Raw genomic sequence first — 17,296 nt, 5'->3', positions numbered from 1 at the left:
GTCAGCGGGCGTGGCGCGGGGCGCACGGTGGCACTGGGGCGTGGTTGTACGAGCCTGTTCTTGTGGCGTGGCCCCGGATGTACTCACACGGTGGGCCTCGACGGGTGCGGAGCATTGGCGCGCAGCCGATCCACGAGATAGTGCCTGCGCGGCGTTTCCTGGACTACCTCCCGGCGGAACCAGGGTCTGAGCGCTCCAGCCAGAAGCCCGGTGAGTGGTGGTCGTGGTGTTCCCGACCGGGGCGCCATCCCGTGATGCGGGCCAAGGCGTCCCACGACCATTGGTCCCGGGGGCTGTCCCAGCCTTGGTCGGGCTCGGCGACCACATACGGGATGTCGAGCGTGAGCGTGGCGAGTCCGAATCCGACGGTTCGGTGTTCGATTCGGACGAGGACTCGGTTGTGTGGACTGTCGAGTGTGGTCGGTGCCGCGGTGAAGACCGGGCAGGTCCGGCAGTCGGGGTACTGCGGTGAGGTGTGGCGCACGCAGCGCCCGTGGTAGCCGAAGGTGGCCAGCTCGGTGGTTCGCAGGGTTTCGTGCAGGGTGGGGTAGGTGCGTGGCCGCAGCGCGCATTGGGCTGGTGGGCGTCCGTAGTGCGCGCCGAGGGTGAGGCGGTTCCAGCCACGACCATCGGGGCCGCGCGGGGCGGATTCCGGCGCGGGCAGATAGAGCGGCATGACGGTCCTTTCTGGATCGGGGGATGTTCGAGATGTGGCTCATCCGGCCGAAGTCACCTCGGCCGGATGAGCCACGTCCCGCGGGGTTCAGGGCTGGCGCGGCTGCCGGGTCCCGGGGGCGGGGGTCGGCATCTCGCCTTGCCGAACGGGGCAGGGCGGGAAGCCGTCCCGGTGGACGACCAGGAGCACACGGGGATGTTCTTCGAGGTGTGCCGCGATGCGTCCACATCGGACACACGGTCCGAACGTGTGGAAATACTTGATGGATGGGGTGTTCATCGAGGGACCTCCTGGGCTTGCCCCGCGTGAGGTGAGCGGTTGCGCGAGGCGGCGACGGCGGCGGGTGAACGTTTTCCCGCGCCGGGGACAGCGACCGTCCGGCCGGCGCCCGATGGCGGCTGTGCAAGGACGTCAGCCCGGCCGCCCCGCGGCGCCAGGGCAGTGCGGCCGAGCGCAGCGAGGCCCACTCCCCCGGCGGCCGGGCTGACGTCCTTGCACGCGGCGCGGAGTCGGTCAGGGTGCGCGCGTCCCCAGCCGGGTCATCGCGGGCCGGAGCCACCGGATTCCGTGGCGGGCATCGCGGCGCTGCGGTCGGCGAGTCGATCAGCAGGTCAGTTGAACGAGGACGCCCACCTGGCTGGCGAATTCGGTGAACAGGTCGATGCTGACCCACTCCAGGGACCAGAACTGGTGCCGGTCATCACTCGTGTATCGGTGGGATCGGTGGCCGTCCTGCAGGACGGTTTTGTACGGCAGCGCCGCGGAGGGGTCGATCCCGGATTCCAGCAGCAGATGTGCGGACAACGGCGGGGCCAGATCAAATCGCACGATCGGAGTGGCTTGCGGGACCACTAGGTCGTTGCTGTCGAGTATCTCGGTGAGCGTGGAGGGCAGCTCCGGGCTGGGCAGTTTCCCGTCGGGGGGCCGCTCGGGTGTCGGGTCGGACCAGGCGGCTACTTTGCCGTTGGGAAGGACCGCGATCAGCCGGAGTACTGGTGCGTGCTCACCCGGTGCGGTGGCGGGTGCTGGATCTCCGGACGGTCGCGTGCGTCGTCCGGAGACGAGCACCGTCTCCCGGGGGAAGGTGACGTCACCGGCCTGGACGGAGACGACGTTGTCGCGCACGATGAGGCGCCACCGGTCGTCGGCGTCTTCGCCTTGGGCGTCGATCACGCCGTTGCACGAGTGGTCGAAGGTGAAGTGCTCCACGGCGTCGGCGAACTCGTAGCCGGGAGGGCGGCGAGCCAGGTCCTGCTGCAGGCCGGCGCCGGGTTTGAGGAAGGTGTCGATCAGGTACACCATCCAGTCGGCGCCGTCGTAGAACTTCTCCTCTTGGTCGTATTCCAAGGCGTCGCCGGAGTCGGTGGGGATCCACTGGCATGCCGAGGTGGGCAGCTTGTTCTCGGCTGCGAGACCAGGGGTGGCCGCGGCGAGGGCACCGTCCGATGTGGTCACGGTGGCAGGCAGGCCGTATTGGGCGAACTCGTTGAGATGGGCTTGCTCGTGCTCGTTGAGTGGCGGGTCGATGGTGATCGAGCCCCAGAAGGTGGTGTTGTAACCCAATGAACTGCGCCTTCCTGGCGGCCACCTGAAGGGTGGCGGGTGGCGCCCCCGGTGCCGGGGGCGCCACCGGCACCGGCCGACGACGGCCGGGCCGCTCCAGGTCGACGATGTGACATCGCGCGCGGTGAAGGGTGTTCCGGCTCGTCGACCTGGAGCGGCGTCGGCTGGGGAGTCGGCCAGTCTGGTGCGCCCCGGCGCTGGGGCGTCAGTCCGAACCGGACGTCATCAGCAACCAGGCGGGGCGTTGCTGCCGCGGAATGATCTCGAGGATGTTCAGCGCTCGGGCAAGCCGGCTGTCCCAGTTCCTGCTCAGCCTGCGCCGCTCCAGGTCGGCGAACCGGACCTGGGCGGGACTCTCCCAGTTGACGTCGATCACGTGAGCGGTCAAGGCGTAGGACGGCTGTTGAATGTCGCCGTGTGCGGTGAAGGTGACCCCGACGGTGTCGTGGGCGGCGTCGCGGCGCTCGCGGTATCCCTCGACCGTCCAGTCGGTCTCGGTGAAGCCCGTGATCCGCTCCAGAAGGCGCTTTTCGGCCTGCTCGACGAAGTCGTCGTACTCGTCGAAGTGCCAACTCAGGTCGAGCTGGCCGGACTCGGTGAGGTTGCTGATGTACCAGCCTGTGTCGCCTCCGCCGAGGTCGTAGCCGTAAGCGAGCATCCCGTGTGGACTGTTTCCCATGTTCTGCTCCAGGTGCTGAGCCCGACGCGCTCGGGCAGGTGCGGCCTCGCGGGGTGCGCGGAGGCACGACGGGCTTGGCCGGGCGACGCCGCGGAGCGCCTGCGACTTCGGCCCGGGGCCGGCGCCCGGGCACTCCGCGGCGTCGTCTGGCACGGTCCGGGGCCTCCGGGTGTCCCGGGCCAGATGGCCGCCCGGGAGACCCGCCGCGTGGCGCGGTCACGGGTGCGTGTGCGCGATGCCGGCCCCGTGACTGTCGTCGCGGGCACGATCGGACGGGTCGGGGTCGAACGTCAGCGGGACGACGGGGTCAGCCGAGCCGTAGAGCTCCAGAGCGACGACGAGATTCTCGCTGCGGCAGCGCTGTTTCGCCCGGTTCATCGCCAGATCGGCCGCGTGCATGAGCCGGTCCAGTCGACCGCTCGCCGCCCGGACTGCCTCACGGGTCGGTGTGCTGGTCGCGTCGACTCGCCGGGCGAGGTCGATCGGGCGGGCGAGTCCGAATGCCGCGCCGCAGACTTTGCCGGCCACTTCGACCTGGCAGGCTGTGACGGTCGATCGCAGCGTTGTCTGCCAGTTGCCGATGGCGTCCAGGTCCAGGAGGGCTACGAACTCGTCACCGCCGATCCTGCCCAGTAGTGCCTTCTCCCCCAGCTGGGCTCGCAGCCGGTCGGCGATCTCGCGCAGCAACCGGTCACCGGCGCGGTGGCTGATCGTGTCGTTGAGCGGTTTGAGTTTGTTGACGTCGACGAACAGGACCGCGGGCTGGCTGAGGAACGGCAGCACTGCGCTGGCGGCGTCGGTCCATGGCTTGCGCAGCAGCAGGCCGGTCACGGTGTCGCTGCGCAGCCGCGTGTTCTCGGCGCTCAGGCGAGCGTTCTCCGCCCGCAGTACAACGTTGGTGCGGCGCGTGGTGCCGAGTGCGCGGCGCGCGCGGGCGAGCAGGACCAGTACGGACAGGGCTACGGCGCTGATCAGCGCGAGCAGAAAGGACGAGGACATGACGTGGGCTCCCGGAACGCGCCCGGTACGCGGGCGCGGGCGGCTCAAGCCCAGGGCCTGTTCCGCCCGGTGACAGCGAGACCAGGGCAGCAAGCGGCTGCGGCGGGTCCCGCGCGGACGCGTTCCCTGGCCAGCAGTCCCGATTCCGGTGGCGTCAAGGGACCCGCTCGTGACCGGGGCGGCGCGAGCGGAAAGGTGCCCTTGACGCCGCCGGGGCGGGACTGCCCGGCTTGTGCGGCCGCCGGGTCACCTGTGGCAGGCGGCAGCCGTGTGCGAGAGGCTTGACGCGGCGAGCGCACGCAGAGGGGAACGGGAGCGGCGATGGCGGGCAGAGACCAGGGCGGCCTGATCGAGCAGATCTACGGGCCGGGCTGCATGATCGAATGCATCAGCGCGTCCGTGGCCGAGGATCGGGCGCGAACGCTGATCGAGGCCTCCGGCGTCGCCCGCGTGGGGCCGACTGACGCCTACCTCGCAGCCCATGCCGACCGCCTGCTGGCGGTCTATTTACTGGCCGCGGCCATTCTCGGCGAGGACGCCGACGTGATCCTCGAGTGGGCTCGGACAGACGCTGACCGGCCGTGGGCCGCGCTGCAGTCACGTCCGGATGTCGTTCCGCACGGCTGGTCCGGGCGCCGGGATGAGCTCGAGTCCGGTCCTGCGGCCGAGACGACAAGCGCGCGGCACATGTTGGTGACGGCGCTCCGTTCCCGTCCCGTGGTGCCCGCTGATCCGCGCCGCTAGCGGTACTTCACTCAGGTGAACGGCGGCCGCGTCGGTGGTGCGCTTACCGCGGTGCCCACCAGTAGGTGCCGCACACGCATTCGCACGAGTGCTCGCACCCCAGCGGGGCGATGTAGCAGCGGTGAACCCGGTCGCGGGAGCCGGGACATGCCGGAGCGTTCCATGTGCGGGGACACCGGTATTCGTTGGTGCGCGCCAGATCCAGCAGCTGACCGGCAGCCGCGGCACGGGTGTCTTGCACGGGCATGCCGCGTCCGTCCGCTGCACGCCAGGTACCCCAGTCACCCCACACGAAGCGGGTGACGCTGCCCAGCAGATGGCGGCCGAGGAACACCTGGTAGCAGTCCGGCCGCTCACCGTGTGCCTGGGCGGCCAGAGTGGTGTAGACGGGCCGGTAGACCACGTGGCGAGGGTCTCGGACCGTCGGGCCATGGCGGTGGCCCGGCGGGCGGTTCGCGCGAATCAGCTCATGCAGGAACGCGAGCTCGGTGACCGTGCCTTCCACTGTCGGTTCTCCTCACAGATTGACGAAACGGGCGTGAGCGTGCTGGTGCTGCTGCAGACACAGCAGATCTCGGGCAGGCCCGCGATGCCCCCGTTCTCGACGGGGGCCGCGGCGCCTCAGCGAAGGAACGTCACGACGACGGTTCGACGCCCCGGAGCGCATCCACCTGTGTGGTGGCCTGCACCGCCCGCCGCACAGTCGCGGCGTGTGCGTCCAGTTCGCTGCGCAGGTAGGTCATCCAGGCGTCCAGCGAGACCAGAACTCGGATCAGGTGCCACCAGTCGAAGGGCCGCATCTCGACGGTGCCGACGTCGGGGTTCTCCGCGCCGTGGATGAGCAGCTCCGCGCGGTGGGAGTCGGTCTGGTCGATGAGCAGCCGCTTGGCGAGGACTGTCCAGGTCGTGCAGTGTGGGCTGTCGTGTTCGTCGGGGCGGATCAGCGGGACGTCGATGTAGCTGTGGCCGCGCAGTTCGGTGGGCTTCACGTCGGGCAGCGCCAGCAGCTTCGAGGCCAACACCTTGGGCTTGGCGGCCAGAAGATCGCCCATGCCGTCCATGACCATCAGTGTCGAGTGGCGCACGCCGGCCACCGGGTGGTCCTGAAACGTCACGCCGTTGCTGTCGAACACGACCAGCGAGTGCGCGCGGGGCGGCCGGGTACGAAGCTGCTGGGTGGCCTCGGGCTGGAACGGATCGGGGATGTGGTGCATGGGCGAGGGCCGCCTTCCTGCTGTGGTGGTGAGCTGACGGGCCTGGCCTCAGCACAGGGGGGAGGGGCCCGCAGGGCAGGCAGGGAAGCGGGCCGATCGATCCCGGTGTGATCGCGCGTAGCGCGACCCCGAAGGGGCTCTGTCTCGCCGGGATGGATCGGCCCGCGCCCTTGCCTGGTACCGCCTCCCCGCTGTGGTGACCTCGTGCGTCAGGTCGCTCCGCAGCCGGAGGCGAACTCTCCACGGCCCCAGGTCAGCCGACGGCGGACGCGGCGGATGCTCGCTGAGCCAGGTCGGTCAATCGGGCGGCGAACGTGCCTGGGCGGGGTCTCGCCAGGTCGCCGGGTGCACCGATGCCGCCCTGCCCTGGTCGTAGAGCGTCACGATGTTCTCGGCGGCGCACCGGCGGTAGTGCCCAGGTCAGGGTCGCCGTGATGGCCGGCCCTGACTGGAGGGGCAGGTCAGTCCCACCAGACTCGGATCCGGTACGGGTTCTCGCCGGGCTTGCCGACCACTGGCGCCTCGGTGGCGGGGTGCTGCTGCACTGTGATCTCGTCGGCGCGCATCGCGCGAGCCCACTCGATGACGCGGCGGGCGTAGTCCTGACGCTGGAGAGCGGTGTACTTCCCACCGAGGCCCACGACGGTCGCGTCGAGACGCTGGCTGGTGGTGAACGGCACCTCGATGTAGAGCACCGCAGAGCCCTCGGCGCCGAACTCGACCTTCATCGCCTCACCGAACAACGTGTCGATCGTGCGGGCTACCTGGTCGGGATCGAAGTTGTTGCCACCCTGCGCCGCGGCCATGACCGCGTCGAAGGTCTCGCGGTTGCGGATGGGCACGGTGAAGTTCAGGGAGACCCTCTGGCCGAGGCGAACGAACTCGACGACGTCGGTGTCGACGGTGGGTCGTGTGAGGTTCATGGGCTTCTTCCTGGTCGCGGTGTGCGTGGACACCGCGACCAGGAGCAGGGCGCCAGGCGGCGGTCACAGGCTCGGCGAAGCCGCCGCGCAGCGGCTTGGCCTTGACCGTCCGGCCTAGCCCTGCTGCGCTGCGCGGTCCAACGCCCGCGTGACGAGGACGTGCCGCCGTCGGGGCAAGCCCGGAGACTTTCGACGTCGGTCTCTTCCGTCCGCGTTCGCTCAGTCGTCTGACCGTGCAGCGGGTGCCGTAGGTGTGTTCTCCTCGGGAACGGTTGGTCGCGATTCCCACCGCACCGCCGGATCGCGCAAGATCGCGAAGGCGCGTTTGTAAGTGATGTGGCTGTCCTTGCGGCCGACCCACGGTGCGGGGACGTCGCCGTAGATGACGCCACGGTGGTGCAGCGTGAGAAACTGGTGCCGCTCGTAGGTCTTCTCTGGCCACCAGCGTCGTGGGATGCCTTCAGGTGTGGTGCGGGTTTCGGTGTAGCGGATGGTGAATCCGTAGGGAGTGGAGACTCGTTCCCAGGTTCCCTGGTGCAGCGCGTCTTTCATCTCCTCCAGCAGCGCCTGCTGGGTCTTGGTCAGCGGCATGGCGAACTCCTTCACAGGGCAGTGGCCCCCGCGTGGCCGGCCGAGTACCGGCTGGACAGCGGGGTGGCGAGGCGGGGTGCTCGCGGCGTTCGCAGTCGGCGAACCTGACGGAGTGGCGCACGAGCAGGCGTCGCCAGTGGGCCTAGCCGCCGCACACGCACATGCCGGAGCAGTTCGCGTGGGCGAAAGCCCTCCTGACTGGCCGCGGGCGGGGTCAGGCCGAGCGCGCGGGCCCCGGCGTCACCAGCGCTAGCGGACGGAGTGTCGAACGCTGGAGAGCCGGAAACATGGCAGGGACAGTTCAGTCCTCGTGCCGAGGCGAGCCGGGCAGGTCGGTGGGCGCCGGTGCCGAGGTTGCCGTCCGGCGGGCACGTTCTGCACGTGTCCGCCGGACGGCCGGCTCACTAGCGCTTGCGGGTGCCCTTCTTCCGCGGGTTGGTCGCATCGAGGTAGGCCTTGATCACCTTCTCGGGGATACGTCCGCGGTCGGCGACCTGGTGCTTGTTTTCCCTGGCCCAGTTACGGATGACGTCGTTCGGCGGCAGCGCCTCAGCTGCGGGAGACGTGTCCTTCTCCGCAGTGTGCGACTTCGACGGGGTCGCACGGCCTCCGGTGCGCCGGGCTTTCGCCACGAACGTCTTCAGCACGTCGTCCAGGTGCGCGATGTTGTCGGCATCGAGGTCGATCTTGTAGTGGACGCCGTCCAGCATGAACTTCTTGGTCGCTACAGCGGGCGTGCCGTCGATGTCGTCGACGGTGACGACGGTTTCCTTCTTCGCCATGGGCTGTGGGACTCCTTCTGGTGAGCTGGTGTTGCTGACGCTCGTGGCCTGAGCACAGCGGCCAGGGGTCCGCAGGACGGCACAACGACACCCCGGGCGTTCGTTCGGGTGTGATCGCGCGCAGCGCGACCCCGCAGGGGCTTGTCTCACCCGCAACGGATGTGCGGGGGTGTCGTTGTGCCGCGTGCCCCTGGGTGTTGTGCTGGCCTTGTGCGTCTGCTGCGCCGGTCACCAGCAGGACCGACCGCCTCGCGGACGGGAACCCGTTCCCCGGACGGCTGACATTCCGCTCTCGCGGTGCGCCCGTCGAGCGTGACGGCCAGCGCGGACATCGGTGGCGCTGCACCTTGGGTGCCTTGGCGGGAGACGCGTGCCGGGCAGGTGGGGCTGGCGCCGGGGAGGCGTGGTGGTGTTCAGGAAACGAATTCCCACACCCATGCTCGAGCTCCGATGCCGTAGCGGCCCTCATCGTCGGGTTCGACGCGGTCAGGGTCGTAGCCGGGGTCCGAGTGGGTCAGGACGACTGTGTCGCCGTCCCAGTGGGCTCGTGCGGATCCGTCGGGGTACTTGGCGTGGGTGTCGTTGATCCAGTCGACGACCAGCTCGGCGACCTCGAGCCGGAACCGCGGAATAGCGGCCCCGTTCCAGAGTTCATCGGCGACCAGCGCGGGGAACTGTGGATTCCAGTCGTCGATGGAGATGGTCACCAGCTCTTCTGTTCCGCGCGGGCGGAGGATCTCGCGGCGGGCGGCCGCGGCGGCGCGGTCCTGTTTCCGTGCCGTCCGGTGGCTGGATTTCTTGCTGGCGTTCACAAGGCGGCTCCTGGCGGGCGAGAGGACGAGGCCCACCGGCCGGTGCCGCAGCGAGCCGGTGGGCAGTGAGGCGGCTCCGCGGGATGGTCAGCGCGGCGCGAAGAGGGGCGCTGCGAACGGCGGGGTTCCGGGCCTGTCCGGTGCGGTGGCGCGGGCCAGCGCGGGATGTTCGGGACTGATGTCGTGGCGCTGAAGCAGGCCCGCGGAGACCAGCAGGCGAAGTTCTGCGGGGTTGTCCAGCCAGTAGTCGGCCAGGGAGACCAGGGTTTCCGACAGCACACCGGAGGTCAGCGCCGGTCCGTGGCCGTCTTCGCCGACACCGGTCACGATCACGACTTCGTACTCGTCGGATCCGAGTCGCCGAGTCCACGCCCGAGCGGTGAGCAGTTCGTCATATCCCGGTCCGGGCGACCACTGCTTCGGGACGTGGCGGGATGTGGGGGCGAGCGGGGCGATCGTCACGACAAGACTCCTTGCACGGCTTCCGGGTGGCATCAGCGCGCTGGTTCCAGGGCGAAGGACGCCGGTGGCGCGCTGGTGTGTGTCCGGGCGGCCGTGAGCTGACCGTCCCCGGCCGAGGCAAGGGTTTCCGCGCAGCGGCGCGGGGTGCGCCCTTGCCCCGGCCGGGGACGGTTTGCTGTGCTCTGCCCGGTCACGCACGCGCGCCGCCAGGCAGTGGCCGGATGACGAGAGTGATGTCCCCGTCATCCGGCATCTCCGCCAGCTATCGGCGGGCTCTGCCCCGGGACACGGCGCGCGCGACCCGGCCTGCCGCTACCCGGCCCTGCCGGGCGCCGCTGTGCGTGCGGCGTCCCGGCTTGATGTAGTCGCGGGTGCGGATCTTCTCCTTTGGGGCGGGACTATCGGTGCCGTCGGCCGAGGGGGCTGGTTGTTCGGGTGCCTGCAGTGCGGCGGGCTTCGGCGCGACATCGCGCCGCGGCGTCGGTCGCTTCCCGGGCCCGGGGGTTCCGGACCGGCGGCGGGGTGCCTGCTTGCGTTGGTGGTCCCACGCCTCGAACTCGGCCGGCCAACGCTGCCACGCCCAGCCCGGGATCACGGTGTCACCGCTGGCGGGAATCAGCTCGACGTCCGGGACAGGAAACGGGGCCGCGCTGTCGGGGCCCCAGCGCTTGCGCATCATGGTGACCGAGCTGCGCTGAATTCCCCACCACTGCGCGATGTGCGCCATGGTGAAACACCGCATCGGCACCGGACTGCCGGCCGCGGGCACCCCGCTTTCGCTGGTGGATGTACTGGGTTCGGACATATCACAACTCCTTGCTACGTAACGGATGTGAGAACAGCGGGGGGTGCGCGCCCTCGGCCGACGAGGGCACGCACCCGGTGATCACTCGGTAGACGAGGACTCGTCTTTCGCGGTGGGCTCGGCCGAGCTCGGCGAGGTCGCCGGTGCCGGGGTCTCGCCGTCGGCGGCGAGGTCCTCCCCGGCGGCATTGATCCGATTCCGCAGTTCGGTGTTGTCCGGTTCGGCTTCCCGGGCGACCCACCAGAGATCCCGCACGGCGTCGACGCCTTGGCTGGTGGCTTCGGCCAGCGCGGCGTCCCAGTCGATCGGGGTGGCGTCGAGTACGGCGTCCTCCGGTTCATCCACTGTGGACGCCGAAGTCGTGACCACCACCTGCTCCCGCTCCGGCCCTGGCGCCGCCGCCTGCTCCGGGACGGGCCCGGTGTGCTGGTGGGCTTGTTCCAAGGCCTCCTCGAGGGTGGGCGCTGCGTCGAGGTGGTACCCGGCGGCGGTGGAGTCGACCTCCAGCAGGCGACCGGTCGGCTGGCCGTGCTCGTCGACGTCGGCACCGAGTTCCTCGGGCGTGTACTGCAGGCCAAACAGGGCGTCCTGGCACGCGTCCCGGGCGACCTCGGTGATCGCGCGGGCCTTCAGCAACGCCGGGGTGTAGCGCTCCCACGGCAGGGCTCGGCTCCTGCTGTCGCGTGCGTACGGCCGGTTGTTCACGATCCGCACCAGCTGCGATTCCTGGGCGCGGGCGATCGTCCAGTCCGAACGGAAGGTGAAGCCGGGATCGTCCTTGCGGATGATCTCGGCGAAGGCCGGTTCCTTCCAGCTCTGGCCACCGCGCACGCGCAGTTTGTGACCCGCGCGGCGAACCAGGTAGCCGATGAGCGATACCTTGGACGTCGGGCTGCCCTCGACGATGAAGACGCCCTGCATGACGGCCATTGCGGGGATGCCGAGCATCCGCCCGAATTCCACCGCCCACAGGATGTTCGCGGGCTGACGCCGGTAATGCGAGGGCAGCAGCACCGACTTCGCCAGACGCTCGGCGTAGGCCTCGTCGGTGTCGAGAACATCCGAGGTCGGTGTCACCGGCTGGTGCTGGGCGGGGATCAGTTCCCCGCGCCGGGCACGATGGGTCTGTTCGAGCTGAGCCCGTAATTGAGTGATGTCCACGTGCGTTTCTCCTTACGTGACACCGGCCGGCGAGTCCGGTCGGTGAATTGCGGGACCGGCTCAGGTGAGGTTCTGTTTGGGCAGGAACACCCGTGCGCGGAAGCGGGCGTCGGCGGGCCGGTCGGCGATCACCGCGCGCCAGTCGATGACGTCCTGGGTGCGGGTGTAGGTGCGCACGACGTCGGGGTCGGTAGCGGCACGCCAGGCGTCCTGGTCGAAGCGGCCGGTGTGCCGCCAGGTGGCGGCGGGCATCCCGTGCACCGTGAGCGTTTCGGCGTCACCGGTGATCGCGAACAGTTCGGCCATGACGGCGGTGAGTTCCGCTTCGAGTTCCTTGATCTGCGCCTTGATCCGTGCATGTCGGCGCAGCGCGACCGCGGCGGCGTTCCCGCCTTCACAGCTGGTGGCCTCCACGGTGGGGTGCAGGCGGCGCAGGATCGGTCCGGCGCCGGCGTCGAGTGGCGGGGCGACTTGCGGCAGGACGTGGTCGTGCCAGAAGTCGCCGCCCATCGCGACCAGGAGGTTGATCAGCTCCTCGTGGCGCTCGACACGGCGGTAGACGAACTTGCGGGTGTCGAGGAACAGGCACGCGATCCAGCCGTGTGTCCGGCCCGACACCTTGAGCTGCCACTGCACCTGCAGCAGGTAGTGCATGGGTACCGACTCGATGCCGTAGGCGTCGGTCCACTCGTCGATGTAGTCGCTGGTGGTGGTCTTGGCTTCGACCACTCCCCCGTCGGAACTCAATCCGTCGAGGCTGGCCAGCATCCAGGGGTGCTCGCGGCTGGCGAGCATCCCGATCCGGCGGGTCCGCAGGCCGGTGGCTTCGCGGAACCGGGACAGGACATAGCTTTCGAGGTCACGGCCGACCCTCATCAAGTCGTTGTCCGGCACGCTGATGCCGTGGACTTTGTCCGCGTAGAGGGTGGTCAGGTCTGACCACGGGTTGACGCCGGCCACGGTGCTGGCGTCGGAGGCGCCCAGGCCGTCGCGGCGCCGGGCCAGCCACTGGGTGTGTGAGGCCGAGGCGGGAACGACGAGTTTCCCGTCAGGGCAGGTCCAGGATGGACCGGAGGGTGGTGCCGCCGAGTGCGGTGTCGGCGGCGAGGTCGGTGGCGCGGTCACGTGACTGCTCGCTTTCGGTCGGCTGCGCCTCCCGGGCGGGGGCGCAGCCGACCGGCCGGCGCGCGAGCGGTGGCCCAGGCCGTGGGCTGGGCCGACCGGCGTGATCCGGCATCACGCCACCGCGCCACGTCGGGTCACTAGGTGGCGGATCACCCGTGTCGGCTCCGGCCCGGTCGCGCCTGGGCCACCGCGCTGCGCGTCGGTCACGGTGCGCGCCCTCCCCGCCCGGGTGGCTGGCCGAGAGCCGCGGTGGTGCGGCGGCCGCGGCTGGTCGCTGTCACAGCCACGATTCGTCGTCTCCGGCGATGACCAGGGCTGTGATCCGTGCGCTCATCTCGTCGTAGGAGATGCAGCCGACGAACCGCTCGGCGTTGAGCAGGGAGTACTCGGCCTCGACGGGCCGATTCCGGCGGATCAGGTCGTCGACGTCGCGGTGCAGACGGTCGTAGCGCTCGTGGATGTAGGGCAGCCACGTGCCCGGAGGGAACTGGCGCCAGAACTCACCTTGGACGACCTGCGCGCGTCCCTGCGCGGCGAGCACCCGGTGCTTGGGGCCCTCGGGGACCGGAGTGATCGACTCGGCGCGGACGTTGCGTAGCGCGACGTCGCCTGCGTAGGTGGTCAAGGTGTAGCGGGAACCGTGCTCCGTCGTGTGTTCGTCGGAGACGAGGTACCGGCCTTCGGCGTCGACGATGCTGCCGTCGTAAAAGACCCGTTGTCCGATCATGAGCAAGCTCCACTGTGGATCCGCAGGGACAGGTAGGAAATGCAGGCGGTGTCCCGGCCGGACTTCACTGGCCGGGACACCGCTGTGACTACTGCTGGGCCATCTCGTCGCGGTGCCAGTCGCGGACCTCGTCGAGGGCGTCGTCGACGTTGTCGAATTCGTGGATGCGCCCACCGCCGCCGAAGCAGTAGCTGAAGATTTCGACGCCGATCCGCTTGGCACTGTTGTGCGACCAGTAGAACTCGGGAAAGTTCAGTCGGATGGCGCCCTCGCTGGACTTGCAGTGCTCGTCGCGGGCGAGGTTGTGTTCGTAGGCCTTGGCCAGAAGCTGTTGCAGTGTGGCGAACTTGCTCTGAAACTCAGCGGTGCTGAATTCGCGGTATCCGGACATGACAAGGGCCTTTCGTGCACTCGCGAACGGGGCGTGGCTCCGTGAGAAGCCGACAATGGATGGCCGCCCGGCGCGTCTTTGACTGCGAACACCGGGCGGAAGCGGATCACGATCGGCTCAGAATCCAGATGATGCCGAGCCAGAACAGTGCCAAAATGGCGACAACGATAACCTCTTGCCAGGTCATGTGGTCACCACCCGGCGCAGGAATGAGGTGGGGGGGAACGGTGATCACGGGCGCCTCCTGGCTGGCTGTGTGGTGCGTTGACGACGCATCAGCCAGCGGGACTTTCCGGATAGCACAGGGGTTTCCGCGTCAGCGGCGCGAAGCGCCCTTGGGCGATCCGGAGGGACCTGCTGGGCTTCTGCGTGTCCGAGCACCTGCCCGCCAAGAGGGCTAGAGCACTGTTGCAGCGCTCAGCCGAGAGCGTGGAACCTCAAGACGCGCAAGGATCTCCTGTCCGCCGGCGAGTTCACGGCAACAGACTTGATCGGCATTCTGCGACGGCGTGAGGCTCCAGATCGTCGCAGCGGCGTCGGACAGGGCGTCTTATCGGCGGCCGGTCTCGTCCGGCATCCGTACGTGTGGCTATAGACCGCACAGTGCCCACGTTGCCCGGATCATCGACTCCGCTGCACGATTCGTCTGCTTTGGGCTTGGCCCGGTCACCTTGCCCTCGGGTGCATTGGCGGAAGCCAGCGGCTCAACGGGACATCGACAGGACCAGTCGCGTGCCATCAGGGCACGTCTCGCGTCTGCGGTGGTGTCACCGTGTCGGCGCGCTGGAGGTCCAGTCGATGGGGAGTGTCATGAACGTGCAGTTCACCCAGCGGCAGAGATCGCCCGCCGCGGGGCCGTACTGGATGTACCAGGCGTCTTCGCGAACCCGGTCTTGCGCGGTCAAGCCGGGATCGCGGTGCTGTTCGGCGTGCCATTGCTCGTCGGTGGTCGCCCACTCCTGCCGGTGTTCGACGAGAAGGCCGAATGCCGTGACGAGGTCGGTTCCGGCGCCTGCGGTTGTGGCGCCGATCTCCACGACCAGGTCACCAGGGACCGGATCGAACATCCGTGTGTACATGCGGTGCACGACGGGGGCGGGATCGGCAACTTCGCACGCTGTGCGCAATTGCGCGGCCATGGCGATCAGCGCTGCGCGGGCCTCGAGCGCAGGCTCGGTGAGGCTCAGCAGGGAGAGATCAGGTCGGTCCGTGCCGGTCACGTCCTGGCGGGGCTGCTTGATGTCAGCCCGCTTGCCGGCGGGAGTCGGAGCGGAGGTCATCGGAGGCCTTTCGTGTCAGAGAGTGCCGGGACAGAGTGTTATTCGCCGCAAGGAGCGGCAACGCAGGATGGTGCGTGACGACGCGACCATCCTGCGTTCGTGGCCTACACGGCCGGTCGCTGGGATTCATTCCCCGCGCACGCCGCCTGCGATCAGCGGCGTGCGGTCCGAGTCGCGCAGGGTGGTCCTGCGGTGGAGTACGTCGATGCGGATGATCGGCGTGCTGGTCGGGACTTTCTTCAGCGCCTGCCACGTGCCGCCGGAGGTGCGCTGCGGGTTCACCACGGCGATGATCGCGTCGCAGTCACGGATCATCCATTCTGAACGCGCGTGCAGCACATCGATGCTGAACCGCGTCCCCAGGGTGTCGACCCGGGACGCGGCCATGCGTGCGGTCGTCAGGCGGTCGCGCCAGTCCTGGGTCCAGCGTTCGTCATGGCCGGTGTAGGGCTGATACAGCCACACCGGCATCCCGCTGCTGTGGGCGGCTTCGGCCCAAATCAGGTCCGCGCCGGCGGCCGCGCCGCTGATCGCGACCCGGGTCCCGTGCTCGGCCGAGAGCTTCGCCGAGATCCGCCGCAGCTCGTCCGCGAGCCACGCCTCGGAGCCTGGCGGGAGGCCTTGCGGCCGGTGCCCGGTCAGGGCGACACGCGTCCAGGTTCCGGTGGGCTCGGACGCCAGCCACGCACGGTGCGCCATGAGGTATCGGCCGAGCAGGTTCCGCCCAGGTACCGACCGGTGTCGCGGGCAGGAACAGCACCCCCACGTCTGGTCGTGCCAGGTGTTCGACTCAATTAAGAGGGCTCGATCGGTCTCCAGCAGGCGTTCCCGCAGCGCGGGGTCGGTGAATTTCGAGGCGACAACCTCCTGCATGACGACGTACCGGTGCAGGTCGTCCCAGTCGTCTCGCAGCTGGACTTGGCGGCCGCGGCGCTTGGCCTCTCCCGGGGATGGAGCAGCGGCGATCCACGCTCGCCGCTGCGGGTCGAGGGTCTTGCCGGCGTTGTAGCCGGCCTCACCGCTGGGGTAGGTGAAGCCGTCCCAGGTCACGGGGTGCTCGTGAAAGTTGGACAGCAACCGGTAGTGGCCGTGGAATCCGTTGACGACGTCGAGCATGAGGGTGCTCCGGCTCGGTAGAGGTGCGTTGACGGGCGCACGCCGAGCGGGAACGGCGGGTGTGTGCAAGGGTTTCCGCGTCAGCGGCGCCGAAAGCGCCCTTGCACACCCCCGAATTGCCCGCTGGTCTCTGCGCGGTCAGCCGCCCCCTCCGAGCCGGAGCACCCAAGCCCCTGACGATCCAAGACGGAGAGCCACGTGCAGCGGCATGGTTACTCGAATTGCTGGGTGGGCACGGTGTACTCGGCAGGCTGAGCGTCAGCTGTCGCTGCGGAGGTCGTCGAGCAGCGCGTACGGCATCTGCTCGGTCCGAAGGTAGGTGTCGAGGAACTTCGCGATCCGGTCTCGCGGAAGCCACATCTGCCCTTCGACAATGAACCCGGTGTCATCCCAGGCTCCCTCAAGCGGGCCGGTATAGCCGGGTGCCCACGGGGACGGCTTCGCGCTGGTGCCGGTCTCGTCAGCGCGGCGCACCCGAGCTTCGGGTGTGTCCGACGGCCCGCGGCCAGTCACCTGCTCCAGGTAGGCGACGACCTCGGCGCGGGTACCGATAAAGGTGGGAGCATCAACTCTCGTGTCCCATTCCATATACAGGTCGCGATCGGGCGCGGCCTTGATGACATACATTCCCATAACTGGCCTTCCTGATTTCCGAAGCAGGTGAAGGTAGATAGGCGCGGTCATCCACCGATTCGTGGCGGCGTACGCGATGCGCAGGTGGGCTGGTCGTTGCGGCCGACAAGGGCCATGCCCGGCTGCGCCGGACCGGCGCAGCCGGGCATGGTTTGGCCTATTGCGAGTGGTAGTCAGCGGCGTCGTGAATCGCGGCTTCCAGGCTCTTGCTGACTGCCTTAGCCTCTTCGAGCGCTTCCTTCGCCGCTTCGATCAGGCCGTAGATGTCGGTGGCGCGCTGGGACATGGTTCCGAGAATGAGCTGCAGTTTTCCGCGAAGAGCGTCGAGCGAGTTCTGCGCTTCGGTCAGGACTTCGATCGGGATTTCCCGGGATGACGCCAGGCTCGTCAACTTCGAAACGTCCTCGGGGATCGACATGCACGGTTCCCTTCCGCGTTGTGGTCCCGCCCGTGTCGGCGGGGCGCACGCGGTGAGCCCCGGTGCCTGGCTGGGCGGCACGCCGCACGCTGTTCGTGGCTTGCCGCCCAGCCAGGCACCGGGGCAGAGTGCTGTCGCCCTGTCACCGAGGCGGACGCGGCGGCGCGTGGAAGCCGGCGGGAAAGCTGCCAGACC

General features: G+C 69.0%; 22 protein-coding genes. 1 reads left to right on the top strand and 21 read right to left on the bottom strand.

Features of this window, described 5'->3' with window-relative positions; genetic code table 11:
* Positions 1-163: 163 nt before the first annotated feature.
* The 4 genes from ACLJQ7_RS01425 to ACLJQ7_RS01410 all read right to left on the bottom strand — a co-directional run bounded on the left by ACLJQ7_RS01425 (position 164) and on the right by ACLJQ7_RS01410 (position 3,917).
* Positions 164-676: a hypothetical protein gene (locus ACLJQ7_RS01425; protein ID WP_410646263.1), complete on the bottom strand. Its 513-nt coding sequence runs from the start codon at positions 674-676 to the stop codon at positions 164-166.
* A gap of 603 nt (positions 677-1,279) precedes the next feature.
* The gene (locus tag ACLJQ7_RS01420; protein WP_410646262.1) at positions 1,280-2,239 is read right to left on the bottom strand and encodes a hypothetical protein; all 960 of its coding nucleotides are present in this window, start codon (positions 2,237-2,239) and stop codon (positions 1,280-1,282) included.
* 205 nt (positions 2,240-2,444) lie between these two features.
* Positions 2,445-2,918, bottom strand: coding sequence for a hypothetical protein (locus ACLJQ7_RS01415; protein WP_410646261.1), 474 nt, complete (start codon positions 2,916-2,918; stop codon positions 2,445-2,447).
* Positions 2,919-3,134: 216 nt separating this feature from the next.
* A complete protein-coding gene (locus ACLJQ7_RS01410; RefSeq protein ID WP_410646260.1) occupies positions 3,135-3,917 on the bottom strand; it encodes a GGDEF domain-containing protein in 783 nt (260 codons plus the stop codon).
* A gap of 321 nt (positions 3,918-4,238) precedes the next feature.
* Here ACLJQ7_RS01410 and ACLJQ7_RS01405 point away from each other — a divergent pair, with 321 nt between their 5' ends.
* Entirely contained in the window at positions 4,239-4,661 is a 423-nt protein-coding gene (locus ACLJQ7_RS01405) for a hypothetical protein (protein ID WP_410646259.1), read from the top strand.
* Between the two features lie 43 nt (positions 4,662-4,704).
* On the opposite strand, the gene ACLJQ7_RS01400 is transcribed toward ACLJQ7_RS01405, so the two are convergent.
* The 17 genes from ACLJQ7_RS01400 to ACLJQ7_RS01320 form a co-directional block, all read right to left on the bottom strand.
* Positions 4,705-5,166: a hypothetical protein gene (locus ACLJQ7_RS01400; RefSeq protein WP_410646258.1), complete on the bottom strand. Its 462-nt coding sequence runs from the start codon at positions 5,164-5,166 to the stop codon at positions 4,705-4,707.
* A 130-nt stretch (positions 5,167-5,296) separates the two neighbouring features.
* Complete coding sequence (locus ACLJQ7_RS01395) at positions 5,297-5,875, bottom strand: hypothetical protein (protein ID WP_410646257.1); 579 nt, start codon at positions 5,873-5,875, stop codon at positions 5,297-5,299.
* Between the two features lie 461 nt (positions 5,876-6,336).
* A complete protein-coding gene (locus ACLJQ7_RS01390) occupies positions 6,337-6,798 on the bottom strand; it encodes a hypothetical protein (RefSeq protein ID WP_410646256.1) in 462 nt (153 codons plus the stop codon).
* Between the two features lie 219 nt (positions 6,799-7,017).
* On the bottom strand, positions 7,018-7,389 hold the full coding sequence (locus ACLJQ7_RS01385; protein WP_410646255.1) for a hypothetical protein: 372 nt from the start codon (positions 7,387-7,389) through the stop codon (positions 7,018-7,020).
* A 404-nt stretch (positions 7,390-7,793) separates the two neighbouring features.
* Positions 7,794-8,171 carry a histone-like nucleoid-structuring protein Lsr2 gene (locus tag ACLJQ7_RS01380; RefSeq protein ID WP_410646254.1) on the bottom strand — a complete coding sequence of 126 codons (378 nt, stop codon included), beginning with the start codon at positions 8,169-8,171 and terminating at the stop codon, positions 7,794-7,796.
* 413 nt (positions 8,172-8,584) lie between these two features.
* Positions 8,585-8,983 carry a hypothetical protein gene (locus ACLJQ7_RS01375; protein ID WP_410646252.1) on the bottom strand — a complete coding sequence of 133 codons (399 nt, stop codon included), beginning with the start codon at positions 8,981-8,983 and terminating at the stop codon, positions 8,585-8,587.
* 87 nt (positions 8,984-9,070) lie between these two features.
* A complete protein-coding gene (locus tag ACLJQ7_RS01370; RefSeq protein WP_410646251.1) occupies positions 9,071-9,445 on the bottom strand; it encodes a hypothetical protein in 375 nt (124 codons plus the stop codon).
* Between the two features lie 262 nt (positions 9,446-9,707).
* Positions 9,708-10,250 (bottom strand): hypothetical protein, encoded by a 543-nt coding sequence (locus ACLJQ7_RS01365; protein WP_410646250.1) that lies wholly within the window; start codon positions 10,248-10,250, stop codon positions 9,708-9,710.
* 81 nt (positions 10,251-10,331) lie between these two features.
* Positions 10,332-11,411: a hypothetical protein gene (locus ACLJQ7_RS01360; RefSeq protein ID WP_410646249.1), complete on the bottom strand. Its 1,080-nt coding sequence runs from the start codon at positions 11,409-11,411 to the stop codon at positions 10,332-10,334.
* A 60-nt stretch (positions 11,412-11,471) separates the two neighbouring features.
* Entirely contained in the window at positions 11,472-12,536 is a 1,065-nt protein-coding gene (locus tag ACLJQ7_RS01355; protein WP_410646248.1) for a YqaJ viral recombinase family protein, read from the bottom strand.
* Between the two features lie 277 nt (positions 12,537-12,813).
* On the bottom strand, positions 12,814-13,263 hold the full coding sequence (locus ACLJQ7_RS01350) for a hypothetical protein (protein WP_410646247.1): 450 nt from the start codon (positions 13,261-13,263) through the stop codon (positions 12,814-12,816).
* Positions 13,264-13,351: 88 nt separating this feature from the next.
* Positions 13,352-13,654: a hypothetical protein gene (locus tag ACLJQ7_RS01345; RefSeq protein ID WP_410646246.1), complete on the bottom strand. Its 303-nt coding sequence runs from the start codon at positions 13,652-13,654 to the stop codon at positions 13,352-13,354.
* Positions 13,655-13,760: 106 nt separating this feature from the next.
* Positions 13,761-13,889, bottom strand: a complete 129-nt coding sequence (locus ACLJQ7_RS01340) for a hypothetical protein (RefSeq protein WP_410646245.1) — start codon at positions 13,887-13,889, stop codon at positions 13,761-13,763.
* 532 nt (positions 13,890-14,421) lie between these two features.
* Entirely contained in the window at positions 14,422-14,934 is a 513-nt protein-coding gene (locus ACLJQ7_RS01335) for a hypothetical protein (protein ID WP_410646244.1), read from the bottom strand.
* Between the two features lie 126 nt (positions 14,935-15,060).
* Positions 15,061-16,050 carry an NADAR family protein gene (locus tag ACLJQ7_RS01330; RefSeq protein WP_410646242.1) on the bottom strand — a complete coding sequence of 330 codons (990 nt, stop codon included), beginning with the start codon at positions 16,048-16,050 and terminating at the stop codon, positions 15,061-15,063.
* Between the two features lie 258 nt (positions 16,051-16,308).
* Positions 16,309-16,734 (bottom strand): hypothetical protein, encoded by a 426-nt coding sequence (locus ACLJQ7_RS01325; protein WP_410646241.1) that lies wholly within the window; start codon positions 16,732-16,734, stop codon positions 16,309-16,311.
* 106 nt (positions 16,735-16,840) lie between these two features.
* Positions 16,841-17,101 carry a hypothetical protein gene (locus ACLJQ7_RS01320; protein ID WP_410646240.1) on the bottom strand — a complete coding sequence of 87 codons (261 nt, stop codon included), beginning with the start codon at positions 17,099-17,101 and terminating at the stop codon, positions 16,841-16,843.
* Between the last annotated feature and the right edge of the window lie 195 nt (positions 17,102-17,296).

The sequence above is a fragment of the Amycolatopsis sp. cmx-4-54 genome (genome assembly GCF_046548895.1).
In the GTDB taxonomy this organism is placed as follows: Bacteria; Actinomycetota; Actinomycetes; order Mycobacteriales; family Pseudonocardiaceae; genus Amycolatopsis.
This window is presented reverse-complemented; position numbering and strand designations above follow the sequence as displayed.

Excerpts from the sequence above, each read along its gene's own strand:
- ACLJQ7_RS01425 (WP_410646263.1), bottom strand. The coding sequence starts at position 676 with ATGCCGCTCTATCTGCCCGCGCCGGAATCCGCCCCGCGCGGCCCCGAT.
- ACLJQ7_RS01415 (WP_410646261.1), bottom strand. The coding sequence starts at position 2,918 with ATGGGAAACAGTCCACACGGGATGCTCGCTTACGGCTACGACCTCGGC.
- ACLJQ7_RS01410 (WP_410646260.1), bottom strand. The coding sequence starts at position 3,917 with ATGTCCTCGTCCTTTCTGCTCGCGCTGATCAGCGCCGTAGCCCTGTCC.
- ACLJQ7_RS01405 (WP_410646259.1), top strand. The coding sequence starts at position 4,239 with ATGGCGGGCAGAGACCAGGGCGGCCTGATCGAGCAGATCTACGGGCCG.
- ACLJQ7_RS01395 (WP_410646257.1), bottom strand. The coding sequence starts at position 5,875 with ATGCACCACATCCCCGATCCGTTCCAGCCCGAGGCCACCCAGCAGCTT.
- ACLJQ7_RS01390 (WP_410646256.1), bottom strand. The coding sequence starts at position 6,798 with ATGAACCTCACACGACCCACCGTCGACACCGACGTCGTCGAGTTCGTT.
- ACLJQ7_RS01385 (WP_410646255.1), bottom strand. The coding sequence starts at position 7,389 with ATGCCGCTGACCAAGACCCAGCAGGCGCTGCTGGAGGAGATGAAAGAC.
- ACLJQ7_RS01380 (WP_410646254.1), bottom strand. The coding sequence starts at position 8,171 with ATGGCGAAGAAGGAAACCGTCGTCACCGTCGACGACATCGACGGCACG.
- ACLJQ7_RS01365 (WP_410646250.1), bottom strand. The coding sequence starts at position 10,250 with ATGTCCGAACCCAGTACATCCACCAGCGAAAGCGGGGTGCCCGCGGCC.
- ACLJQ7_RS01350 (WP_410646247.1), bottom strand. The coding sequence starts at position 13,263 with ATGATCGGACAACGGGTCTTTTACGACGGCAGCATCGTCGACGCCGAA.
- ACLJQ7_RS01345 (WP_410646246.1), bottom strand. The coding sequence starts at position 13,654 with ATGTCCGGATACCGCGAATTCAGCACCGCTGAGTTTCAGAGCAAGTTC.
- ACLJQ7_RS01335 (WP_410646244.1), bottom strand. The coding sequence starts at position 14,934 with ATGACCTCCGCTCCGACTCCCGCCGGCAAGCGGGCTGACATCAAGCAG.
- ACLJQ7_RS01330 (WP_410646242.1), bottom strand. The coding sequence starts at position 16,050 with ATGCTCGACGTCGTCAACGGATTCCACGGCCACTACCGGTTGCTGTCC.
- ACLJQ7_RS01325 (WP_410646241.1), bottom strand. The coding sequence starts at position 16,734 with ATGACCGCGCCTATCTACCTTCACCTGCTTCGGAAATCAGGAAGGCCA.
- ACLJQ7_RS01320 (WP_410646240.1), bottom strand. The coding sequence starts at position 17,101 with ATGTCGATCCCCGAGGACGTTTCGAAGTTGACGAGCCTGGCGTCATCC.